19 protein-coding genes are annotated in these 18530 nt (G+C 66.9%); 1 reads left to right on the top strand and 18 read right to left on the bottom strand.

The window, feature by feature from the left end; genetic code table 11:
* Positions 1-3: 3 nt before the first annotated feature.
* The 14 genes from mnhG to B0I08_RS07060 all read right to left on the bottom strand — a co-directional run bounded on the left by mnhG (position 4) and on the right by B0I08_RS07060 (position 14480).
* Entirely contained in the window at positions 4-432 is a 429-nt protein-coding gene (mnhG, locus tag B0I08_RS07125; protein WP_106211261.1) for a monovalent cation/H(+) antiporter subunit G, read from the bottom strand.
* Positions 429-761 (bottom strand): MrpF/PhaF family protein, encoded by a 333-nt coding sequence (locus tag B0I08_RS07120; RefSeq protein ID WP_106211259.1) that lies wholly within the window; start codon positions 759-761, stop codon positions 429-431. Before B0I08_RS07120 ends, mnhG begins: the two co-directional genes overlap by 4 nt.
* Positions 758-1300 (bottom strand): Na+/H+ antiporter subunit E, encoded by a 543-nt coding sequence (locus tag B0I08_RS07115; protein ID WP_106211257.1) that lies wholly within the window; start codon positions 1298-1300, stop codon positions 758-760. Before B0I08_RS07115 ends, B0I08_RS07120 begins: the two co-directional genes overlap by 4 nt.
* Positions 1297-2856, bottom strand: coding sequence for a Na+/H+ antiporter subunit D (locus B0I08_RS07110; RefSeq protein ID WP_106211254.1), 1560 nt, complete (start codon positions 2854-2856; stop codon positions 1297-1299). The genes B0I08_RS07115 and B0I08_RS07110 overlap by 4 nt, the downstream gene beginning before the upstream one ends.
* Entirely contained in the window at positions 2853-3398 is a 546-nt protein-coding gene (locus tag B0I08_RS07105) for a Na(+)/H(+) antiporter subunit C (protein ID WP_106211252.1), read from the bottom strand. Before B0I08_RS07105 ends, B0I08_RS07110 begins: the two co-directional genes overlap by 4 nt.
* A complete protein-coding gene (locus tag B0I08_RS07100) occupies positions 3395-6253 on the bottom strand; it encodes a Na+/H+ antiporter subunit A (protein WP_106211250.1) in 2859 nt (952 codons plus the stop codon). The genes B0I08_RS07105 and B0I08_RS07100 overlap by 4 nt, the downstream gene beginning before the upstream one ends.
* A gap of 119 nt (positions 6254-6372) precedes the next feature.
* Positions 6373-7188 (bottom strand): trehalose-phosphatase, encoded by an 816-nt coding sequence (otsB, locus tag B0I08_RS07095; RefSeq protein WP_106211248.1) that lies wholly within the window; start codon positions 7186-7188, stop codon positions 6373-6375.
* Complete coding sequence (locus B0I08_RS07090; RefSeq protein WP_106211611.1) at positions 7185-8741, bottom strand: alpha,alpha-trehalose-phosphate synthase (UDP-forming); 1557 nt, start codon at positions 8739-8741, stop codon at positions 7185-7187. Before B0I08_RS07090 ends, otsB begins: the two co-directional genes overlap by 4 nt.
* Positions 8742-8883: 142 nt before the next feature.
* A complete protein-coding gene (locus tag B0I08_RS07085) occupies positions 8884-9429 on the bottom strand; it encodes a TetR/AcrR family transcriptional regulator (RefSeq protein ID WP_146134342.1) in 546 nt (181 codons plus the stop codon).
* Between the two features lie 26 nt (positions 9430-9455).
* The gene (locus tag B0I08_RS07080; RefSeq protein WP_106211244.1) at positions 9456-10376 is read right to left on the bottom strand and encodes an NADP-dependent oxidoreductase; all 921 of its coding nucleotides are present in this window, start codon (positions 10374-10376) and stop codon (positions 9456-9458) included.
* 115 nt (positions 10377-10491) lie between these two features.
* A complete protein-coding gene (locus tag B0I08_RS07075) occupies positions 10492-11514 on the bottom strand; it encodes an iron-siderophore ABC transporter substrate-binding protein (protein ID WP_106211242.1) in 1023 nt (340 codons plus the stop codon).
* A gap of 46 nt (positions 11515-11560) precedes the next feature.
* The gene (locus B0I08_RS07070) at positions 11561-12424 is read right to left on the bottom strand and encodes an ABC transporter ATP-binding protein (protein WP_106211240.1); all 864 of its coding nucleotides are present in this window, start codon (positions 12422-12424) and stop codon (positions 11561-11563) included.
* Entirely contained in the window at positions 12424-13452 is a 1029-nt protein-coding gene (locus B0I08_RS07065; RefSeq protein ID WP_106211238.1) for a FecCD family ABC transporter permease, read from the bottom strand. Before B0I08_RS07065 ends, B0I08_RS07070 begins: the two co-directional genes overlap by 1 nt.
* Complete coding sequence (locus B0I08_RS07060) at positions 13449-14480, bottom strand: FecCD family ABC transporter permease (protein WP_106211236.1); 1032 nt, start codon at positions 14478-14480, stop codon at positions 13449-13451. Before B0I08_RS07060 ends, B0I08_RS07065 begins: the two co-directional genes overlap by 4 nt.
* A gap of 94 nt (positions 14481-14574) precedes the next feature.
* On the opposite strand from B0I08_RS07060, the gene B0I08_RS07055 reads away from it, so the two are divergent.
* Positions 14575-14766: a hypothetical protein gene (locus B0I08_RS07055; protein ID WP_106211234.1), complete on the top strand. Its 192-nt coding sequence runs from the start codon at positions 14575-14577 to the stop codon at positions 14764-14766.
* A gap of 21 nt (positions 14767-14787) precedes the next feature.
* On the opposite strand, the gene B0I08_RS07050 is transcribed toward B0I08_RS07055, so the two are convergent.
* From B0I08_RS07050 to B0I08_RS07035, 4 genes are read right to left on the bottom strand one after another with little or no spacing between them, the layout of a single operon-like run.
* The gene (locus B0I08_RS07050) at positions 14788-15534 is read right to left on the bottom strand and encodes a FadR/GntR family transcriptional regulator (RefSeq protein WP_106211232.1); all 747 of its coding nucleotides are present in this window, start codon (positions 15532-15534) and stop codon (positions 14788-14790) included.
* A gap of 35 nt (positions 15535-15569) precedes the next feature.
* Positions 15570-16358: a 3-oxoacyl-ACP reductase gene (locus B0I08_RS07045; protein WP_106211231.1), complete on the bottom strand. Its 789-nt coding sequence runs from the start codon at positions 16356-16358 to the stop codon at positions 15570-15572.
* Between the two features lie 45 nt (positions 16359-16403).
* The gene (locus B0I08_RS07040; protein ID WP_106211229.1) at positions 16404-17765 is read right to left on the bottom strand and encodes an aldehyde dehydrogenase family protein; all 1362 of its coding nucleotides are present in this window, start codon (positions 17763-17765) and stop codon (positions 16404-16406) included.
* A complete protein-coding gene (locus B0I08_RS07035) occupies positions 17747-18475 on the bottom strand; it encodes a gamma-glutamyl-gamma-aminobutyrate hydrolase family protein (RefSeq protein WP_425432991.1) in 729 nt (242 codons plus the stop codon). The genes B0I08_RS07040 and B0I08_RS07035 overlap by 19 nt, the downstream gene beginning before the upstream one ends.
* Between the last annotated feature and the right edge of the window lie 55 nt (positions 18476-18530).

Genomic DNA, 18530 nt, shown 5'->3' with positions numbered 1-18530 from the left:
GAACTACGACGGCGGGCGTGCTGACGACGCCGCCGCAGGATCGTCCGGATCGACCATGTCGCCCACGGCGTCGTCTTCCGTGCGGGTCACCCGGTCAATCGCTTCCCCGAGATCGTCCACCAGCAGCTCGTCCTTGCGGAGGTTGCCGGTGCGGTAGCCGGCACGCGCCACCATGTGCGCCGAGATGGGCGCGGTGAGCATCTGGAAAACCAGAACGGGCGCTACCGCCAACAGGGTCGACCAGCTCTGTGCTTCGAGCGCGATCGCGGTCAGCACGAACAGCAATCCGAGAATCTGCGGTTTGGTCGCCGCGTGCAGCCGGCTGGGCACGTCATGGAACCGCACCAGACCGACGCCTGCGGCGAGCGACAGGAAGGCGCCGAGGAGGAGGAAGATCCCCGCTATGAGGGTCAGGATGTCGTCGGTGCTCACGTGGTCGTCTCCACCGGAGACTCGCCGAGCTGCTGCTCGTCGGACTCGTTCAGTCGTTCCTCCGGGGCGGAGGTGTCCTGTTTGGAGACGTACCGGGCGACGGCGACCGTGGCGAACATCGCCGTCGCGGCGAGAACCAGCATCACCGGAATGGTGCGGGTGTGCTCGTTGTAAACCATCTCGGCGCCGACGATGAGCATGAGGGTCGTCAGCAGAACGTCGGACGCAATCATCCGATCAAGAATCGACGGGCCCGCCACCACCCGGTACAGGGCGAGCAGTGCGCCGACCGAGAACAACAGGCCGACGACGAAGTACAGGACCGTCATGACGTCACCGCTTTCACATCTTCCTTCGAACCGAGCACCCGCACGATCAGGTACTCCACCCGGAGTGCCTGCGCGCGCACCGCGTCGACATCGTCCAGGTTGCGGGTGTTGAGAGCGTGCAGGTACAAAATGGACCGTTCGCGGTCTACCTCGACAACGAGCGATCCCGGCACCAGCGACAGCGCGATCGACGTCAGGGTGAGCACGAAGTCCGAGCGGGTGACGAGTTGCACCGCGATGAGCGAGCTCTGCGAGATGCCGCTCGGGCGCAGCGCCTGGTACGCGACCTGGAACGAGGCGAAGACGAGGTCGCCGAAGAATTTCGCGAGGAACAGGGCAAGCCAGAAGATGTTGAATCGACCAGACAGCTCGACCGGCGGGAGAAAGAACACGCGGGTGACCAGCAGCGCCACCAGAATACCCGTGACCAGGTTGAGCAACGAGAGCGAGCCCCACAGCAGCATCCATAACACCACGAGTCCCACCAGCAACGGCAGCTGCTGCCACAACCGTTGACGAACGCGGGCGTCCTGCGTCATTCGATGCCCCCCGGGAAGACGGCGTCCACGTACATGCTCGGACCCTCCAGGTTTTCGCCAGCGCGCGAACTCATTGCGAACAGCGGCCCGGCAAAGACCGTCAGGCCGATGCTCACCACAACCATGGCTCCGGTCGCGGCCACCATCAGGGCCGGGGTGGAGCGGGTCTGCTGCAGCACGGGCGCGTGCGGCGCCTCGGAGACGTTGTGCAGCAGCGGCGAGTCGTAGTCGGCGACATCTGCGGCGGGACGCCAGAACGCCATGTTCCACACCCGCATCAGCGCGTACAGCGTGAGCAGGGACACAAAGGCACCGGCCCCGATGAGCAGGTACGCCAACGGGGTGCCCTGCTCTGCGCTCGCCTCGAACAGCGCCAGCTTGCCGATGAAGCCCGAGAACGGCGGAATCCCGCCGAGGTTCAGCGCCGGGATGAAGAACAGGGCGGCGATCAACGGTGACGCCTTGAGCAGCCCGCCGAGCTCGTTGATGGAGGTGCTGCCACCCCGGCGCTCGATCAGGCCGGACGCAAGGAACAAGGTGGTCTGCACGATGATGTGGTGCACAACGTAAAAGATCGCAGCGGAGGTGCCCGCGACCGTGCCCAGTGCGACACCCAGGATCATGTAGCCGATGTGGCTGACCAGGGTGAACGAGAGCAGCCGTTTGATGTCGGCCTGCGCGACCGCTCCCAACGCACCCACCACCATGGTGAGCAGCGCGACCACCATCAACGCTGGGTTGAGTTCCGGGCCGGGGAAGATGATCGTTTCGGTGCGGATGATGGCGTACACACCCACTTTCGTGAGCAGACCGGCGAACACGGCGGTGACCGGCGCCGGGGCGGTGGGGTACGAGTCCGGCAGCCAGAACGACAGCGGAAACACCGCCGCCTTGATGCCGAAGGCCACGAGCAGCATGGTGTGCAGGAGAATCTGCACGTCGACCGGCACCTCGGCCATCCGCACCGAGATCTGGGCGATGTTGACCGTGCCGACCGCGCCATAGATCATCGCGATGGAGGCCAGGAACAGCGCGGAGGACAGCAGGCTCACCACGATGTAGGTCACCCCCGCCCGGATGCGTGCCTCGGTTCCGCCGAGGGTAATCAGCACATAACTGGCCACCAGCAGAATCTCGAACCCGACGTAGAGGTTGAACAGGTCACCCGCGATGAAGGCGGTGAACACTCCCGTTGCCAGGATCAGGTAGGTCGGATAGTAGATCGAGACGGGCGCTTCGTCGTCTCCATCGGCGAGGCCCTGCCCGACCGAGAACACCAGCACCGCCAGCAGCACGGCGGCAGAGACGACCACCATCAGCGCCGACAGCCGGTCGACGACAAGCACAATTCCGAACGGTGCACTCCAGCCGCCGACCTCCATCACGAGCGGGGCATCGCTGTCCACGACCACCAGCAGCACGGCGCCAATAGCCAGCACCACGCTGAGCGCGAGGAGGGCAACCACGCGCTGCATCCGGGGGTGGCGCCCGAGGATGAGCGCGGAGGCCGCCCCGAGAAGGGGCACCATCACGACGAGGGGAACGAGGGCGTTCATCGGGGGTCCTCCCCGGAACCGCTCTTCTGGGTGACCGGTTTCGCGACGACACTGTTTGCCGCCTCCGCCGCCGCCAGCTCATCCGAGCGTTCGAGGTCGCGCGCGGTGGACACGGCCGCCTCGGCCCGGATGCCGAACTCCGTGTCGGACTCGGACGTATCCATCGTTTCCGACGCGATCCCGCTCACGCCGTCGCGCATGGCGACGTCGGCGGCGTCGTCATCGAGGTCATCGTCCTGTTCGATCCGCCACGACCGGTAGATGAGCGCCATCAAGAAGGCGGAGACGGCGAAGGTGATCACGATGGCGGTGAGAATCAGTGCCTGCGGGAGCGGGTCGCTCATCTCCTCTGCGGTCACTCCATTACCCACAATCGGGGCCAGGCCTGCCTCCCCGCCCATGATCAGGATGAGCAGGTTGGTGGCGTTGCCGACCAGCAGAAAGCCGAGCAGCACGCGCGTCATGCTGCGCTCAAGCAGCAGGAAAATGCCGCAGGCGTACATCACCGCCATCACGATGAGCAGTACGAGTGAAATGCTCACGACTTCACCGCCAAATCTTCCTCCTGTTGGCGGTCCACCTCGGAGCCGAGACTGCGGAGAACGTCAAGCGCGAGCCCGATGACCACGAAATAAACCCCAATATCGAAGATGGTGGATGTCACGAACTCCAGCTCCCCGAACAGCCACACGTGACCGGAAACCCAGGTGGACGTGAGTGCATCCACCCCGAAGAACAGCGGAACCAGCGCGGTGCCCACCGCCAGGGTCAGCCCGGCGCCCAGCAGCTTTCCCGCGTCCAACGGGGTCGCCGCCGCCAGCTCCTCCCGCCCACCGGCGAGGTAGCGCGCGGCGAACGCGAGGCCCGCCACAAGTCCGGCAGCGAACCCGCCGCCGGGGGCGTTGTGCCCGGCGAACAGCAGGTAAATCGAGAGCACCATGAGGGAGTGGAAGATGAGCCGCACGACCACCTCGAGCAGGATCGACCGGTTGCGCGCATCCAGGGTGCGACCGGCCAGCAGCCACGAACCGCGCCCGCTGGCGGTCGGGCTTTCGAGGGTGGCCCGGATCTTGGTGAAGGTGGTGGTGCGGGTGGGGCGCACGGCAGTCTCGGTGCGGCTGCGCAGGAAGATCAGGCTGGCAACTCCGGTGGCCGCGGCGATCACCACAGACAGCTCCCCCATGGTGTCCCAGCCCCGGAGGTCCACGAGAGCGACGTTGACGGTGTTGCTGCCGTGCCCCTGTTCGTAGGCGAGCTTCGGCCAGGCGAGCGAGATCGGCAGCGCGGTGCGGGCTCCGGTGGCTACGACCGCGACAACGGCCATCAGCGTGCCGACCGCGATCGCGATGATCGCCCGCACCACTCGGTGCCCGCTGCCGTTCTGCACGCCGAGGCGAGCGGGAAGGCGGCGCAGCACCAGCACAAACGCGACCAGGGTCATCGTTTCGACCAGAATCTGGGTGAGCGCGAGGTCAGGCGCGCCGCTCAGGGCGAACAGCGCAGACATGCCGAGACCGGTGACCCCCACCAGCACCACGGCCTGGAATCTCTTCGTCGCGCGGGTCGCGGCGAGCGAGGCGATGATCATCACGAGCCCGATCGCCAACTGCGCGGGGAAATCCCAGAGGCGGATGTCGGTGGGCCAGGAGCGGTTCAGGATGGCCGCGAGCCCCACCGTGCCCACGAGCATCGACAGGATGACTCCCAGATAAAACGGCAGGGACCCGCGCTGGGTAAGGCCTGTCGTGCGGGCCGCCGTGCGGTCGATCGCGCCCATCACCCGGCCGTAGCCGGCGGCGGCGCTGAACCGCCCGAGCGAACCGTTCTGGGCGATGCGTCGTCCGCGGAGCATAAAGAGCGCTGCGCCCAACACCAGCGTTGCGGCGGAGAACGCGAGCGCGGGTTCTAGCCCGTGCCAGAGCGCGAGGTGATAGCTCTCACCGGAGCCGGGAGGGAACGATTCCGAATACGCGGCGGCCGAGACATCCATCACTGCGGGAAAAATGCCCAGAACAAGCCCGCTGACGGCAAGTACCGCGGGCGCGAAGAGGAAGTCGATATTTTCGTCAACGGGACGCACGGTTTCGACGTCGCGCTTGCTGAAGAACGCACCCCAGAAGAATCGGGCGCTGTACGCGACGGTCAGTATGGAGCCGAGAGTGACCCCGATCAGGGCCACCCAGCCGAGCGCGGCGCCGGCGGTGGCCTCCTCGAGCAGCGAGGTGAAGACCGCCTCCTTGGCGACGAACCCGGCCAGCGGCGGCAACCCCGCCATCGACAGGAGCGCGAGCGCGGCGATGATCGCGAGCCTTGGGGCCTCCCGCCCAAGGCCGGAGAGGCGGCGCAGGTCGCGGGTTCCGGCGCGGTGGTCGATGATGCCGACAACGAGGAACAGGGTCGACTTGAACAGGGCGTGGGCGAGCAGCAGGGCGAGGCCGGCCAGGGCGGTGTCGCGGCTGCCGAATCCGATGACGATCGTGAGAAAGCCGAGCTGGCTGACGGTGCCGTGGGCGAGAACCAGTTTGAGGTCCGTCTGCTTGAGCGCGGTCCACCCCCCGAGCAGCATGGTGAACACACCGAGGATCACCAGGGTTTCGCGCCACAGGGGAACCTCGGCGAAGCCCGGAGCCATCCGCGCGATCAGGTAGATGCCCGCCTTCACCATCGCGGCGGCATGCAGGTAGGCGCTCACCGGCGTGGGCGCAGCCATCGCCGCGGGAAGCCAGAAGTGGAACGGGAAGATGGCCGACTTGGACAGCGCGCCGACCAACACGAGCAGCATGGCTGTGATGGCGAGAGCGCCCTCGTGGTCCGCGGCGACGATGGCGGACAGGCTCGAGGTGCCGGTTTCGGTTGCGAGCATGACCAGGCCGACGAGCATCGCGAGGCCGCCAAGCGTGGTGACCAGCAGCGCCTGCAGCGCCGCTCCCCTGCTCGCCTTGCGTTCGGTGTAGTGACCGATCAGGAGGTAGGAGAGAACGCTGGTCGCTTCCCAGAAAACGAAGAGCAGGTAGACGTCGTCGGCGAGCACAAGGCCGTACATAGCTCCAGCGAACGCGAGCAGGGTTGCCGCGAACCGGCCAAGATGCGCCTCGTCGTGGTGGAAGTAGCGGGCACAGTAGAGCAGCACCAGCGTGCCGACCCCGGCGACCACCAGCGACAGCGCCCACGACAGCGGGTCGAGGCGCACGGAGACCGCGAGGTCGAGCTGCGGCACCCAGGCGTAGCGCTCGGCGACAACGGTGCCGCCGAGCACGGTTGCACCCTGCCCGAGCGTGTAGATGAACGCGGCAGCGGGAACGAGGGCGGCCACCAGAAAGACGCTCCGGCCGAGCCGATGCGTCAGCGGGAGAAGGAGCAGCGACACTGCCGCAAACGCGATGATGAGCGCGATCACTCGTGCCTCCCAGTGCGTAAGTGCGGCGAGTACACGTCGCTGGGGAGTACTCGGGAGGTCCTGAAGCCGCTGAGCCAGTCTACCGGATGAGACTTAAGTGACGAGCTGGGTCGTTGCGGCTACTGCTCGTGCAGCCCGCCCTCGCGGTAGTCGGCGAGGAGCGCGAGCACCTGCGCCACCTGCTGTGGCCCCGGCACGCGATAGGCAGCGAGGGTCTCGCCGGTTCCGCTTTTCAAGCCGACGTCGTGCGGCACGAGGGTCGCGAAGGCGTCTTCGTCTGTGACGTCGTCACCGGCGTAGAAAACGGCGTCGGCGTTGGTGTACCCGCGGAGGTGCTCGACGGCTTCCCCCTTGGTCGTCGACCGCACCGAGAACTCGAGCACATTCTTGCCCGCGCGGATCTTGAGGTCGTCGACCTCTGCCTGCGCTTCGCTTCGCGCGACGAGGTGTGCGACGCGCGAGTTGTGCTCGGTTGCGAGGCGGGTGTGCAGGGCGAAGCCGAGCGGCTTGCGCTCCAACCAGACCTGGTCGAACGAGTCGGCGACCTGGTCGAGCACGTCGTGCAGGGCGGCCACGCGCCGCTTTTCCGCCGCGTCGAGCGGCACCCGGTCGTCGTCGCTGTCGAGTCGGATTTCGACGCCGTGGGATCCCACCAGGAGGGTGTTGTCCGGGAGGTCGGTGACCGCCTCGAGGCTTTCCAGCGCCCGCCCGGAGACCATGGCCACCCGGGTGTTGGGCAGCGCGAGCAAACGCAGCACTGCCGCGCGGGCCTCGGGGATTGCCCGTGCTTTCTCCGGGTCATCCACCTCGGGCGCCAGGGTGCCGTCGAAATCGAGGGCGATAAGCAGCCGCTTGACCCGAGCAAGTTCGTTCAGTGCTCCGACCAGCTCGCGGGAGAGGCCCTTCTCGCTCGAGCCGGGATGACTGCTGCTCATGATCTGCGGATCCGGTCGATCGTTGTCCCGAGGCCCGGGGTTGGGGCTTCGGCCGCGGTGTCACGCTCGCGCTGCGAGGCCGCCGCTCGGTTGAGCGCGGTCAGGAAGTTGATCGACCAGTGCGCCACGTCGTTGCTGAGCACCTGCTTTCGCATGGCCCGCATGCGCTTTCGCTGTTCGACACGGGGCATCGCGATGGCCTGCACAATCGCATCCTTCACCCCGTCGATGTCGTGCGGGTTAATTTGCAACGACTTCTTCAACTCGTCCGAGGCACCGGTGAATTCGCTGAGCACGAGCACGCCGCTTTCATCGAAGCGGGTTGCGACGTATTCCTTCGCGACCAGGTTCATGCCGTCGCGAAGAGCGGTGACCAGCATGACGTCGGCGGCGAGGTACAGCGCCACCATCTCCTCGCGGGGGTAGCCGTGGTGGTGATAGCTGATCGCGGTGTGGCTGATTGTGGCGTAGTCGCCGTTGATGCGCCCGACCGTCAGTTCGATTTCGTCGCGGAGCTGCATGTACGCCTGCACACGTTCACGGCTGGGGCTGGCGACCTGCACCATGGTGACATCTTCGACGTCGAGACGCCCGTCGGCGAGAAGCTCGCCGAAGGCCTTCAGCCGGTGCGCGATGCCCTTCGTGTAGTCAAGGCGGTCGACACCGAGCATGATCGTTTTCGGGTTGCCCAGGCCCTCGCGGATTTCCTCGGCGCGGGCCTGGATCTCCGGTTGGCGTGCGAGTTCTTCGAAGCTCATCGAGTCGATCGAGATGGGGAACGACTTCGCGATCACGGTGCGCGGGTTCTCCCCCGGCACCTCAATGTTGGTGGTCTTCGTGGTGTACCCGAGCAGGCGACGCACGGCGCGGGCGAAGTTGCCCGCGTCGGCCGTGCGCTGGAACCCAATGACATCCGCCCCAAGAAGTCCTTCGATGATCTGGGTGCGCCAGGGCAGCTGTGAATAGATACCGTAGGGCGGAAACGGGATGTGGTTGAAGAATCCGATGGTGAGGTCGGGACGCGCCGCGCGCAGCATCTTCGGCACCAGCTGCAGCTGGTAGTCCTGCACCCAGACCACGGCGCCGGGCGCGCTGCTCGCTATTGCCGCGTCCGCGAAACGCTGGTTCACGAGAACGTAGGAATCCCACCACTCCCGGTGATACGTCGGGGGTGCGATCACGTCGTGGTAGAGCGGCCACAGGGTGTCGTTGCTGAAGCCCTCGTAGTAGTTCTCCACTTCGAGCGCGCTCAGCGGCACGGGAACGATATGGATCCCGTCGCTCTCGAACGGATCGAGGTCGAGGTCGGGCTGTCCGGCCCAGCCCACCCAGGCTCCGTCAGCAGCGCGCATGACCGGCTCGAGCGCGGTCACGAGGCCGCCGGGCGAGTGCTGCCAAGATGATTCGCCGTCCGGCCCAACGACCCGGTCGACGGGAAGGCGGTTGGACAGCACGAGAAACTCATACGTGCCTGATGCGACGGCTGGGGCGCCTGCCCCACCACCAGCGGGGATACTCTGCTCTGAGTTCTGGTCAGTATTTTGTTCGGTCATTGTCTGAATCGCTCCGTTCGGACTGATGCGCGCACCTTGTCCGGCAAGCAGTTCCACGTTACCAGCCGCACAATGTCACGCGGCTGTGCCAAATGTGACGACCGCGACGCGGCCGTGCCCAAGGCGACGATCGCGACGCGGCTCAGGCGGTGGCGACCGGCAGACCCAGCAGAACGACGCCCTGCTCCACCAGCGTTTCGATGAGCTCGTCTGAGGCAGACTCGCGCCCCACGAACTCGGCGAAAAGAATGGGGCCCACGAGCAGGGAATACTGCTCGAGGGTGGTGGGCCCCAGCAGCGCATTGAACCGACCGACGGACTCCGTCACCGTGTTGCGCACAACCGCAGCGGCGGCCGGATCCTGTGCGGCGTGCGCAACCATCGTCGCCAAGGCCACATTGCTTGCCGGGTCCTGGGCGGAGCTGCGCACGGTCACGAGGAGGTGGCGCAGGATGTCTCGGGGCGCGAGCCCCTCGACCAGTTCGGTCTCGTCCTCACGTGAAAACGTCACGGCCTCGCTGATCACTTGCTGAATCGTGCCCCAGTGCACGTAGAGGGTGCGTCGGGAGACCTGCGCGACGGCAGCGAGCGCGCTCAAAGTCAGAGGGGCGCCCTGTGGCTCGGCAAGCATTTCGCGGGCAGTTCGCAGCACATGGTCTCGGGTGCGCTTAATTCGAGGATCGGTCACGGACCGATCCTATGACAGGTCGGGGGTTATACACCATTTACTAGCACAAGTCGCCCGCGAACTCCGCCGCCGGCCAGCTCCCGGTGTGCAGCCGCGGCCTGCGAAAGCGGGTATGTTCGCGCGATCCGCACCGACAGGGCGCCCGCAGCGGCGAGGTCAGCGACGCCGCGCAGCCTGGTTTTGCTGCGCGTGGCTGGATCGCTCTGGCTGAGCTGCACCCCGAAGAATTCGGCCGATCGGTCGCTGAGGGCGACCACCCGCGCGGGGTCGCCCGTGAGCTGCACCAGTTCGGGGAGGATGCGAGCGCCCGACGTGTCCAGCGCGGCATCGATGCCGTTGGGGCTGACGGAACGCACGCGGCGCCCAAACCCGTGCCCGTACCGCACCGCCGTGATGCCCAGCGACCGCATGTAGAGCAGATCGGCGGGGTTCACGGTCGCCACAACCTTCGCCCCGCGGATCAGCGCGAGCTGTCCGGCCATCGCCCCGATCGCTCCGGCGCCTCCCGCGATCACGAGGGTCTCGCCCGCGCGCAGCTCGAGCTGGTTGAGCACGCGGTTCGCCGTCTGAGACGCGACCGGCAACGAAGCGGCCACGGCCCACGACAGAGAGTCAGGCTTACGCACGTAGGTGCTGAGCGCCGCGAATTGCGCGTACGCTCCCGTGTCGGTGAAACCGAGCACCTCGTCCCCGACCTCGACATCGGTTACCGCGCTTCCTCGCGCGATCACGACCCCGGCGGCTTCGCGGCCGATGACCGACGGCAGGAAGGTGGTGAGGATCCCTTCGAGTTCCCCGGCGCGACGGGTCGCGTCGAGAGCATTCACGGCGGCGGCGGCGACCACAATCACCACCTGGCTCGGCAGCGGCTCGGGCACTTCGGCTCCCGCTGTCCACTCCAGCACCTCTGGGCCGCCAAAGGTAGAGAACAGGATTTCCGACGGCATATGTGCCTCCCCTGAGCGCCGGCTGCCCGGCACGGTGCCAGTTCACCGTTCTCGATGGTAGCGACACCGGGCCGCGCAGACGAATTCGCCGCCGCGAGCGAGATAGCTCCGGTCGCTAGTTCGCGGCGTCCGCGGCCAGGGCCGCCTCGGAGAGCAGGGCGACATAGTCGTCGAGTCCCCACGGCAGGGAGAGAGCGGTGGGCGGCGACACGGAGGCGACAAACGCGGGACCGACGACCGAGGCGACCGTGCCGTTCTGAACCTGCGGCATCACCTGGGAGTAGCTGGCGGAGAGGAAGCCGTCGGCCTCCTCCTGCGTGGCGGCGAAGTTGACCGCGACGTCGCTTTCGAGTTTGTCGAGCTCCTCGTAGCTCAGCATGTAGAAGAAGGTGGAATCGCCGTTGGCGAGTTCGTCCACCGCGGGCGCGTTCACGAATCCGAGGTCGAGGGTGAATTCGACGCGGGGGTCTTCCTTCTTATAGACGTAGAAGACTCCGGCGGTGTCCGAGGTCAGGGCGATCGACTTGCCCTCGAACTCGGGGTGGGCGGCGGCGGCCTCGGCCACGGAGGTGTCGATGTCCTCGAGCACCTGGGTCGCCTCGTCGGACTTGCCGAGCGCCGTGCCGGTCGTCTCGATCAGCTCGCGCCACGGGGTAGCCCAGGCCTCGCCCGGGTACGCGACAACGGGTGCGATTTCGCTCAACAGGTCGTACTGCTCCTCGGTGATGCCCGAGTAGGTGGCAAGGATCACGTCGGGCTCGGCGGCGGCGATGTCTTCGTAGGCGGGCTCGTCGCCGGCGGGAAGCACAACGGGAATCTCCTCGCCCATCTCGTCCAGAGCTTCCGCGACCCAGGGCAGAACGCCGTTCTCGTCTCCGGCGTATCCGTCGAACGGAATCGCGACGGGAACGATGCCGACCGCGATCGCCGCATCGGTGCTGCCCCAGCCGAGGGTGACGACCCGTTCAGGCTGGTCGTCGATCGTGGTTTCGCCGAAGGCATGCTCGATGGTGACCGGGAACGACGCTGAGGCCGCGGCCTCGGGCGCGTCCTCCGGAGTGCTGCTGGCGCACCCGGAGAGAGTCAGGGCAAGCGCGGTCGCTGCTGCGGCGAAAGCGTAAAGGGGTCGACGTGACAAAGGATGCTCGCGATTTCGTTAGGGGAACAGGTGAAGGTAGGTAAGCCTAACCTAATGTACCCGGTGCGGGTGCTCCATGGAACCTTCCGATGGGCACCACCATCGGCGAACCACACACGGGATCGGCGACGATGAGCGCCTCGAGCCCGAACGCGTCGCTCACGACAGCCGTGGTCAGTGTGTCCGCCGGCACTCCGGCGGCGATGATCTTTCCCCCGCCCATGACCACCAGACGGTCGGCATACCGGGCCGCGAGGTTGAGATCGTGCAGCACCATAACCACGGTCGTGCCGCGCTCACGGTTGAGTTCCAGGAGCAGGTCGAGGACCTCGATCTGGTGGGTGACGTCGAGAAACGAGGTGGGCTCGTCCAGCAGCAGGATGTCGGGGTCCTGAGCCAGTGCCATCGCAATCCATACCCGTTGGCGCTGACCCCCGGACAACTCCTCCACCCGTCGCTCCGCCAGTGCGAGGGTATCGGTGGCTGCAAGGGCGTCGGCCACGATCGCATCGTCTGTGCTCGACCACTGCCTGAACCACCCCTGGTGCGGATATCGTCCTCGTCCGACGAGGTCACTCACGGTGATGCCGTCGGGGGCGATGGGCTGTTGGGGCAGTAGCCCGACGACGGTCGCGACTTTCTTGCTGGAGAGCGATGAGATACTCGTGCCGTCGAGCACCACCTCACCCGCCTCTGGTCGGAGAAGCCGCGCGATTCCCCGCAACAGGGTCGATTTTCCCGAAGCGTTCGCGCCCACAATCACGGTCACCCGTCCGGGTTCGATGGTGAGGTCGAGGGTGTCGACGATGGTCGCGCCGTCGTAGCCGAGGCTGAGGCCGACCGCGCGCAGTTCGTGTTCCTGTGCGTGTCGCCGGGCTCCGGCTGCCGCGGGGACGGGGGGACAGACCATCAGGCTCCCTTTCCATTTCTGTTCGCAGTGGCGAGTAGCCACAGCAGATAGGGCGCGCCGATGGCACCGGTGACGATTCCCGCGGGAAGTTGCAGGTCCCCGGGAAGAAGATGTTGGGCGACGAAGTCGGCGCCGGTGGTGATGATCGCGCCGACGAGCGCGGCGGGCAGCAGCGCCAGCCCCCCGGTGCCAACAACGCGGCGTGCGATCGGTGCGGAAACGAACGCGATGAAGGCCAGGGGTCCAACCGCAGCGGTGGCTACCGCGGCGAGGGCAACGGCCAGCACCAGCAGGGCCAGCCGCGCCCGCTCAACGCGGATACCGAGCGCGCTGGCGGCGTCATCCCCCATCTGGAGTCCACGCATCCGCCCGCTCAACACCGCGACAGCGGGCAACAACACCGCGAGGAAGACTGCGACGACGGTGATGTCCTGCCACCGGGCACCGCTTACGCTTCCCACCAGCCAGACGAGGGCCTCCTGGGCGTTGCGCAGGTCCGCGCGGGAGAGGAGGTAACTGACGAACCCCTGCACCATAAAGGCGATGCCGACACCGATGAGAACAAACCGGTAGCCCGCTACTCCGCCCCGCCACGCGAGGACGTAGATGGCGGCGGCGACGATGAGTGCCCCGAGAAAAGCGCTGACGGACGTGGCCACGCCGCCAAGCCCCAGGATGAGCATGCTGAAGACTGCCGCGGCGCTCGCGCCCCCGGTGACACCGATGATGTCCGGGCTGGCGAGGGGGTTGCGCAGCACCGTCTGGAAGAGCGCACCGGAGACCGCGAACGCGACGCCGGCGAGCACCGCGAGGCTCACGCGCGGCAGGCGCAGCTTCAGCACGATGAAGTTCTCGTTGCCGGCTCCGCCACCGAGAAGGGTGCGCACCAGGTCGGGGATGCTCAGGGAGTAGGCGCCGACGGCAAGGCTGAGCACCACAATGGCGAGCAGCACCGCCGCGAGGATCGCGACGACGCGACCCTCGCGGCGGCGCTGGATGAGCCGGGAAGCGGTGATGATCGCGCTCATAGCCCGGCCAACTTCACACGGCGCACCAGCGCGATCAAGACCGGCGCCCCGAGAAACGCCACCACGAGTCCCGCCTCGATCTCGCCGGGTTTGGCCACGACGCGACCGATGACATCCGCCGCGACGAGCAGCGTCGGTCCCAGAAGGGCACTGAACGCGATGATCCAGCGGTAGTCCGGTCCGGTAAACCAGCGCGCGACGTGCGGAACCGCGAGGCCAACGAAAACGATCGGTCCGGCGATGGCCGTCGCGGTGCCACACAGCATCACCACGGCGACCGCGCAGAGGACGCGTGCGGTGACCAGATTTTGCCCGAGACCTCTGGCGAGGTCATCCCCCAGAGCCAACGCGTTCAACATTCGACCCGCCACCACCGCGAGGATAACGCCCGTGATGACAAAGGGGAGCAGCGGCAGCGCGGCGTCGAGCCCGCGCGCGACGAGGGATCCGGCGGACCAGAACCGGTAGCGGTCGAAGGCATCGCCATCGCTCAGCAGGACGATGGTGATGAGCGAGGTGAAGGCGGCGGTGAGCGCGGTTCCCGCGAGCGCGAGCTTGACCGCGGTGGCGCCCTCGCGTCCGAGCGACCCGATCGCGTACACGACGACGGTGGCGATGGCTGCTCCGAGAAAGGCGAACCAGACGTACCCGGAAGCCGCAGTGACTCCGAAGAACGCGATGCCGACCAGCACAAAGAGCGATGCTCCCGCGTTGACACCGAGGAGCCCGGGGTCGGCGAGCGGATTGCGGGTGATTCCCTGCATCAACGCCCCCGAGATGCCGAGCGCGAGGCCGGCGAGCAGGCCGATTACCGTTCGCGGCACGCGCAGGTCACGCACAACCGTGTGATCGGTGATGGTCAGGTCGGGGGCGAAGATCGCGTCCACGACCACCCCGAGCGACACGTCCCGCGTTCCGACCGCGAGCGACAGGGCGATCGCCACGAAGAGGAGCAGAGCCGCCGCGAGCATCCCCCCAACGAGGCGACGAGTGCGCGGGCGCGCCGCAACGGTGGATAAGGCAAGCATTGCCTAAGTATGTCATCGGCAGGATCCGGCCTGCCGGTTCGTTCCGGGAGCGCCCGTGGCGGTACCGTGGAATAACCAATCTGAGGAGACGACTGTGCGCAAGTTCATTTTCAACGGCAGCATCATCAGCGCTATCTTCGGAGGCTTCGGAACGATCCAGGCCACCCGCAAGGGACCGAACGACTGGCGCACCGTATTGATGTGGGTGAGCTGGCTCGCGACCCTCGGAATTGCCATCGGCACGGTTGTGATGAACGCCCGCGACGCGGACGCCCTCGACGACTAAAGTGCCCCGCGCAGAACGCGCCTAGGACAGGAATCCGCGCAGCAGCGCGGCCGAACCCTCGAGGTGTTCGGCCATCGCCTCGGCGGCTCGCTGCTGGTCGCCGGTGAGAATCGCGACGACGATCGCCTCGTGCTGCTGGTTCGAGTGTTCGATGTTTTTTCCGAGCAGCGGAATATTGTCGAGCATCTCGTTGACCCGGCTGCGGTTGTCCGCGAGCAGCGGCACGAGGGACGGCGTTCCCGACAGTTCGCCGATGGTCAGGTGCAACAGCGAATCGTGGCGCCGGTAATCCTCCGCCGACGCCGCCGACGTGGCATTCAACCGGGTCCAGAGCTGGTCCCGCTCGGCGGCGGTGAGGGCCTTGGCCGCCACCGCGCGCACAGCCCCCAGCTCAAGAATTTCGCGCAGCCCGAGCACATCCTCGATCACCGCACGGTCGAGCGCCAACGTACTCACGGGCACCGCCGGAAGGATCTCGCTCACAAACGTGCCGCCATACCGACCGCGCTTGCTCAGCAGGTACCCGGCGTCGGCGAGCTCGCGGATGGCGTCGCGCACCGTGTCCCGGCTGACGGAGAACCGCGCCGCCAGATCCCGCTCCGCTGGCAGCGCCTCCCCCGGAGCCACAATCCCCAGGCGGATCGTCTGAAGCAGGCGTGCCACGGTGTCCTCAAATGCGTTGCCACTGCGCACCGGCCGGAACAGCGCCTCGTCGATGAGGCTGTGCACCTCGTCGGGTGAGACGGCAGTTGCGGCTGGGTCAGTCATAGTCGTGGGTTCCTGAATGCGAAGGGGCGCCGTTTTTACAGCGGAGTGACATAGGCGGAGCTGATGCCCCCGTCGACGATAAACGATGATGCCGTGATGAAGCTGGCGTCGTCGCTCGCGAGGAACGCGACCGCAGCGGCCAGCTCTTCCGGCTCCGCGAACCGCCCCACCGGGATGTGCACCAGGCGGCGTTGCGCACGCTCCACGTCACTCGCGAACAGCTCCTGCAGCAGCGGCGTGTTCACCGGGCCGGGGCACAGCGCGTTCACCCGGATTCCCTGGCGGGCGAATTGCACGCCGAGTTCCCTCGTCATCGCCAGCACACCGCCCTTCGATGCGGTGTATGAGATCTGGCTGGTCGCCGATCCCACGGTCGCGACGAACGACGCCGTATTGATAATCGAGCCGCGCTGCTGGGCGACCATGTGGCGCAGCGCCGCGCGGGAGCAGAGGTACACCGACTTCAGGTTGACGTCCTGCACCCTGTCCCAGGCCGGCAGCTCCGTGGTCTCGATCGAGTCGTCCTCGGGCGGCGAAATCCCGGCGTTGTTGAACGCGATGTCTACCGAGCCGTAAACCTCAGCGGTGTGGTCGAAGAGGTGGTTGACCTGGGCTTCGTCCGTCACATCCACCTGAATAAAAAGTCCCCCCACCAACGCGGCCGCCGCTTCGCCGGTTCTCGCGTTGAAATCACCGATGACGACGGTCGCTCCCTCGGCGGCGAAGCGCTTGGCGGTTGCGAGCCCGATGCCGCTGGCCCCGCCGGTGATCACCGCAATTTTTCCCCCGAGGCGTTGGGTCAGGTCGATCGTGGGGATGGTCATGGTGCGCTCCTCGTGCAGGGGGTTAATGAAATTAGTCGGTACTGGCTAGTCGGTACTGATGAACACGTTCTTGGTCTCGGTGAACGCCGCCGCCGCGTCCGGGCCCAGTTCGCGGCCAAGCCCGCTCTGCTTGAAGCCGCCGAACGGAGTCGAGTAGCGCACCGCGGAGTGAGAGTTGACCGACAGGTTTCCGGTTTCGATGCCGCGCGCGACGCGCAGCGCACGCCCGACATCGCGGGTCCAAAGGGAGCCGGCGAGCCCGTAGACGGTGTCGTTGGCGAGCGCGATCGCGTCGGCCTCGTCGTCGAACGGCAGCACCGTGACGACCGGGCCGAAGATCTCCTCCGTGACCGCCCGGTCGGTGCGGGAGGCGGGCAAGAGCACGGTGGGCGGAAACCAGAAGCCGGGCCCGGAGGGTGCGCTGCCGCGAAAAGCGACACGCGCGTCGTCCGGCACGAAGGATGCCACGCGGTCGAAATGCGCGCGCGAGACCAGCGGTCCCATCTCGGTCGATTCCTTCCCGGGAACATCCACCTTCACACCCTTGACCGCGGGTTCGAGCAGCTCAAGAAACCGGTCGTAGACGCTGCGCTCCACCAGAATGCGGCTGCGCGCGCAGCAGTCCTGCCCGGCGTTGTCGAAGACCGCATACGGGGCGGTCGCGGCGGCCTTTTCCAGGTCAGAATCGGCGAAGACGATGTTCGCGCTCTTGCCCCCGAGTTCCAGGGTGACGGCCTTGACCTGTTCTGCGCAGCCGGCCATCACCCGTTTGCCCACCGCGGTGGAGCCCGTGAACACCACCTTGCGCACCTGCGGATGGGTGACAAAACGTTCGCCCACCACCGGGCCACGGCCGGGCAGCACTTGGAAGAGCCCCGGGGGCAGACCCGCCTCGAGGGCGAGGGCTCCCAGCCGCATTGCGGTGAGCGGGGTCCACTCCGCCGGTTTCAGCAGAACGGCGTTGCCCGCGGCGAGGGCGGGAGCGAAGCCCCAGGCGGCGATCGTCATGGGAAAGTTCCACGGCACGATGATGCCGACGACCCCGATCGGGTCGAGGAACGTGATGTCGATGCCTCCGGCGACGGGAATCTGTTTGCCCGAAAGACGCTCGGGAACCGCGGAGTAGTAGGTGAGCACGTCGCGCACGTGGCCCGCTTCCCAGCGCGCCTGGGTGATGGGGTGGCCGGAGTTGCGCACCTCGAGCCAGGCCAACTCTTCGACCGCGGCATCCACCGCACCGGCAAATCGGCGTAGTGCATCCGCGCGCTCCGCGGGGGGCCTGGCCGCCCACACCCGCTGGGCGTCGACTGCGACTGCGACCGCCTCGTCCACCTCGTCCACCGTGGTGTGCGCCACGATGCGCAGCAGTGACTCGTCTGCGGGGTTGATCAGTTGGATCTGGGGCATGGTGTTCTCTCAGCAAATGTAGTGGCGGCGTCGACGAGTCCGGCGAAGAGTCGAAGGTCTTCCCCGCTCTCCTCCGGGTGCCACTGCACGGCGAGGCCGAACGCGGCGGAGTCGAGTTCCACCGCCTGCACAACGCCGTCCTCGGTGCGGGCCGTGACGCTGAGCCCCGACGCTAGCCGGTCGATCGCCTGGTGATGGTAGACCTTTGCGGTCACCGCTCCGCCGACGAGCGCATCGAGGGCGGTGCCCTCGTCGACATGCACCTGCACCTCGTTGAACTGGCCGCCACCCAGGTTGTACCGGGTGCTGCCGATCACGTCCGGCAGGTGCTGGATGAGCGAGCCGCCGAGGGAAACATTGAGCAGCTGGGCGCCGCGGCAGATGCCGAGGAAGGGGATCTCCCGCTCGATCGCGCCGAGCAACAGTGACTCTTCCCAGGCGTCGCGGTCGCGCCGGGGCTCGTCGGTGGTGGGGTGCGGATCCTGGCCGTAGCGGGCGGGATCGACGTCTTTGCCGCCGGTGATGATCAGGCCGTCGAGTCCGTCCAGCACCCGGGACGTGATCGCCGCGTCGACCGGTTGCGGCGGCAGGAGGACGGCGATTCCGCCGACACGGGTCACCGCGTCGAAGTACACCTGCGGCAGGAAAGCCGCGTTCAGGTCCCAGACTCCCGACTGGGCGCGCTCGAGATAGGTCGTGAGCCCGATCACCGGCCGGGGACGGGTCGCGGCATCGGCGGCATCGGCGCTAGAGACGTCGGCGCTA

The sequence above is a fragment of the Glaciihabitans tibetensis genome (assembly GCF_003003265.1).
GTDB classification, from domain to species: domain Bacteria; phylum Actinomycetota; class Actinomycetes; order Actinomycetales; family Microbacteriaceae; genus Glaciihabitans; species Glaciihabitans tibetensis.
Note: the sequence above shows the minus strand (reverse complement) of the source record. Positions and strands in the feature narration are given on the sequence as shown.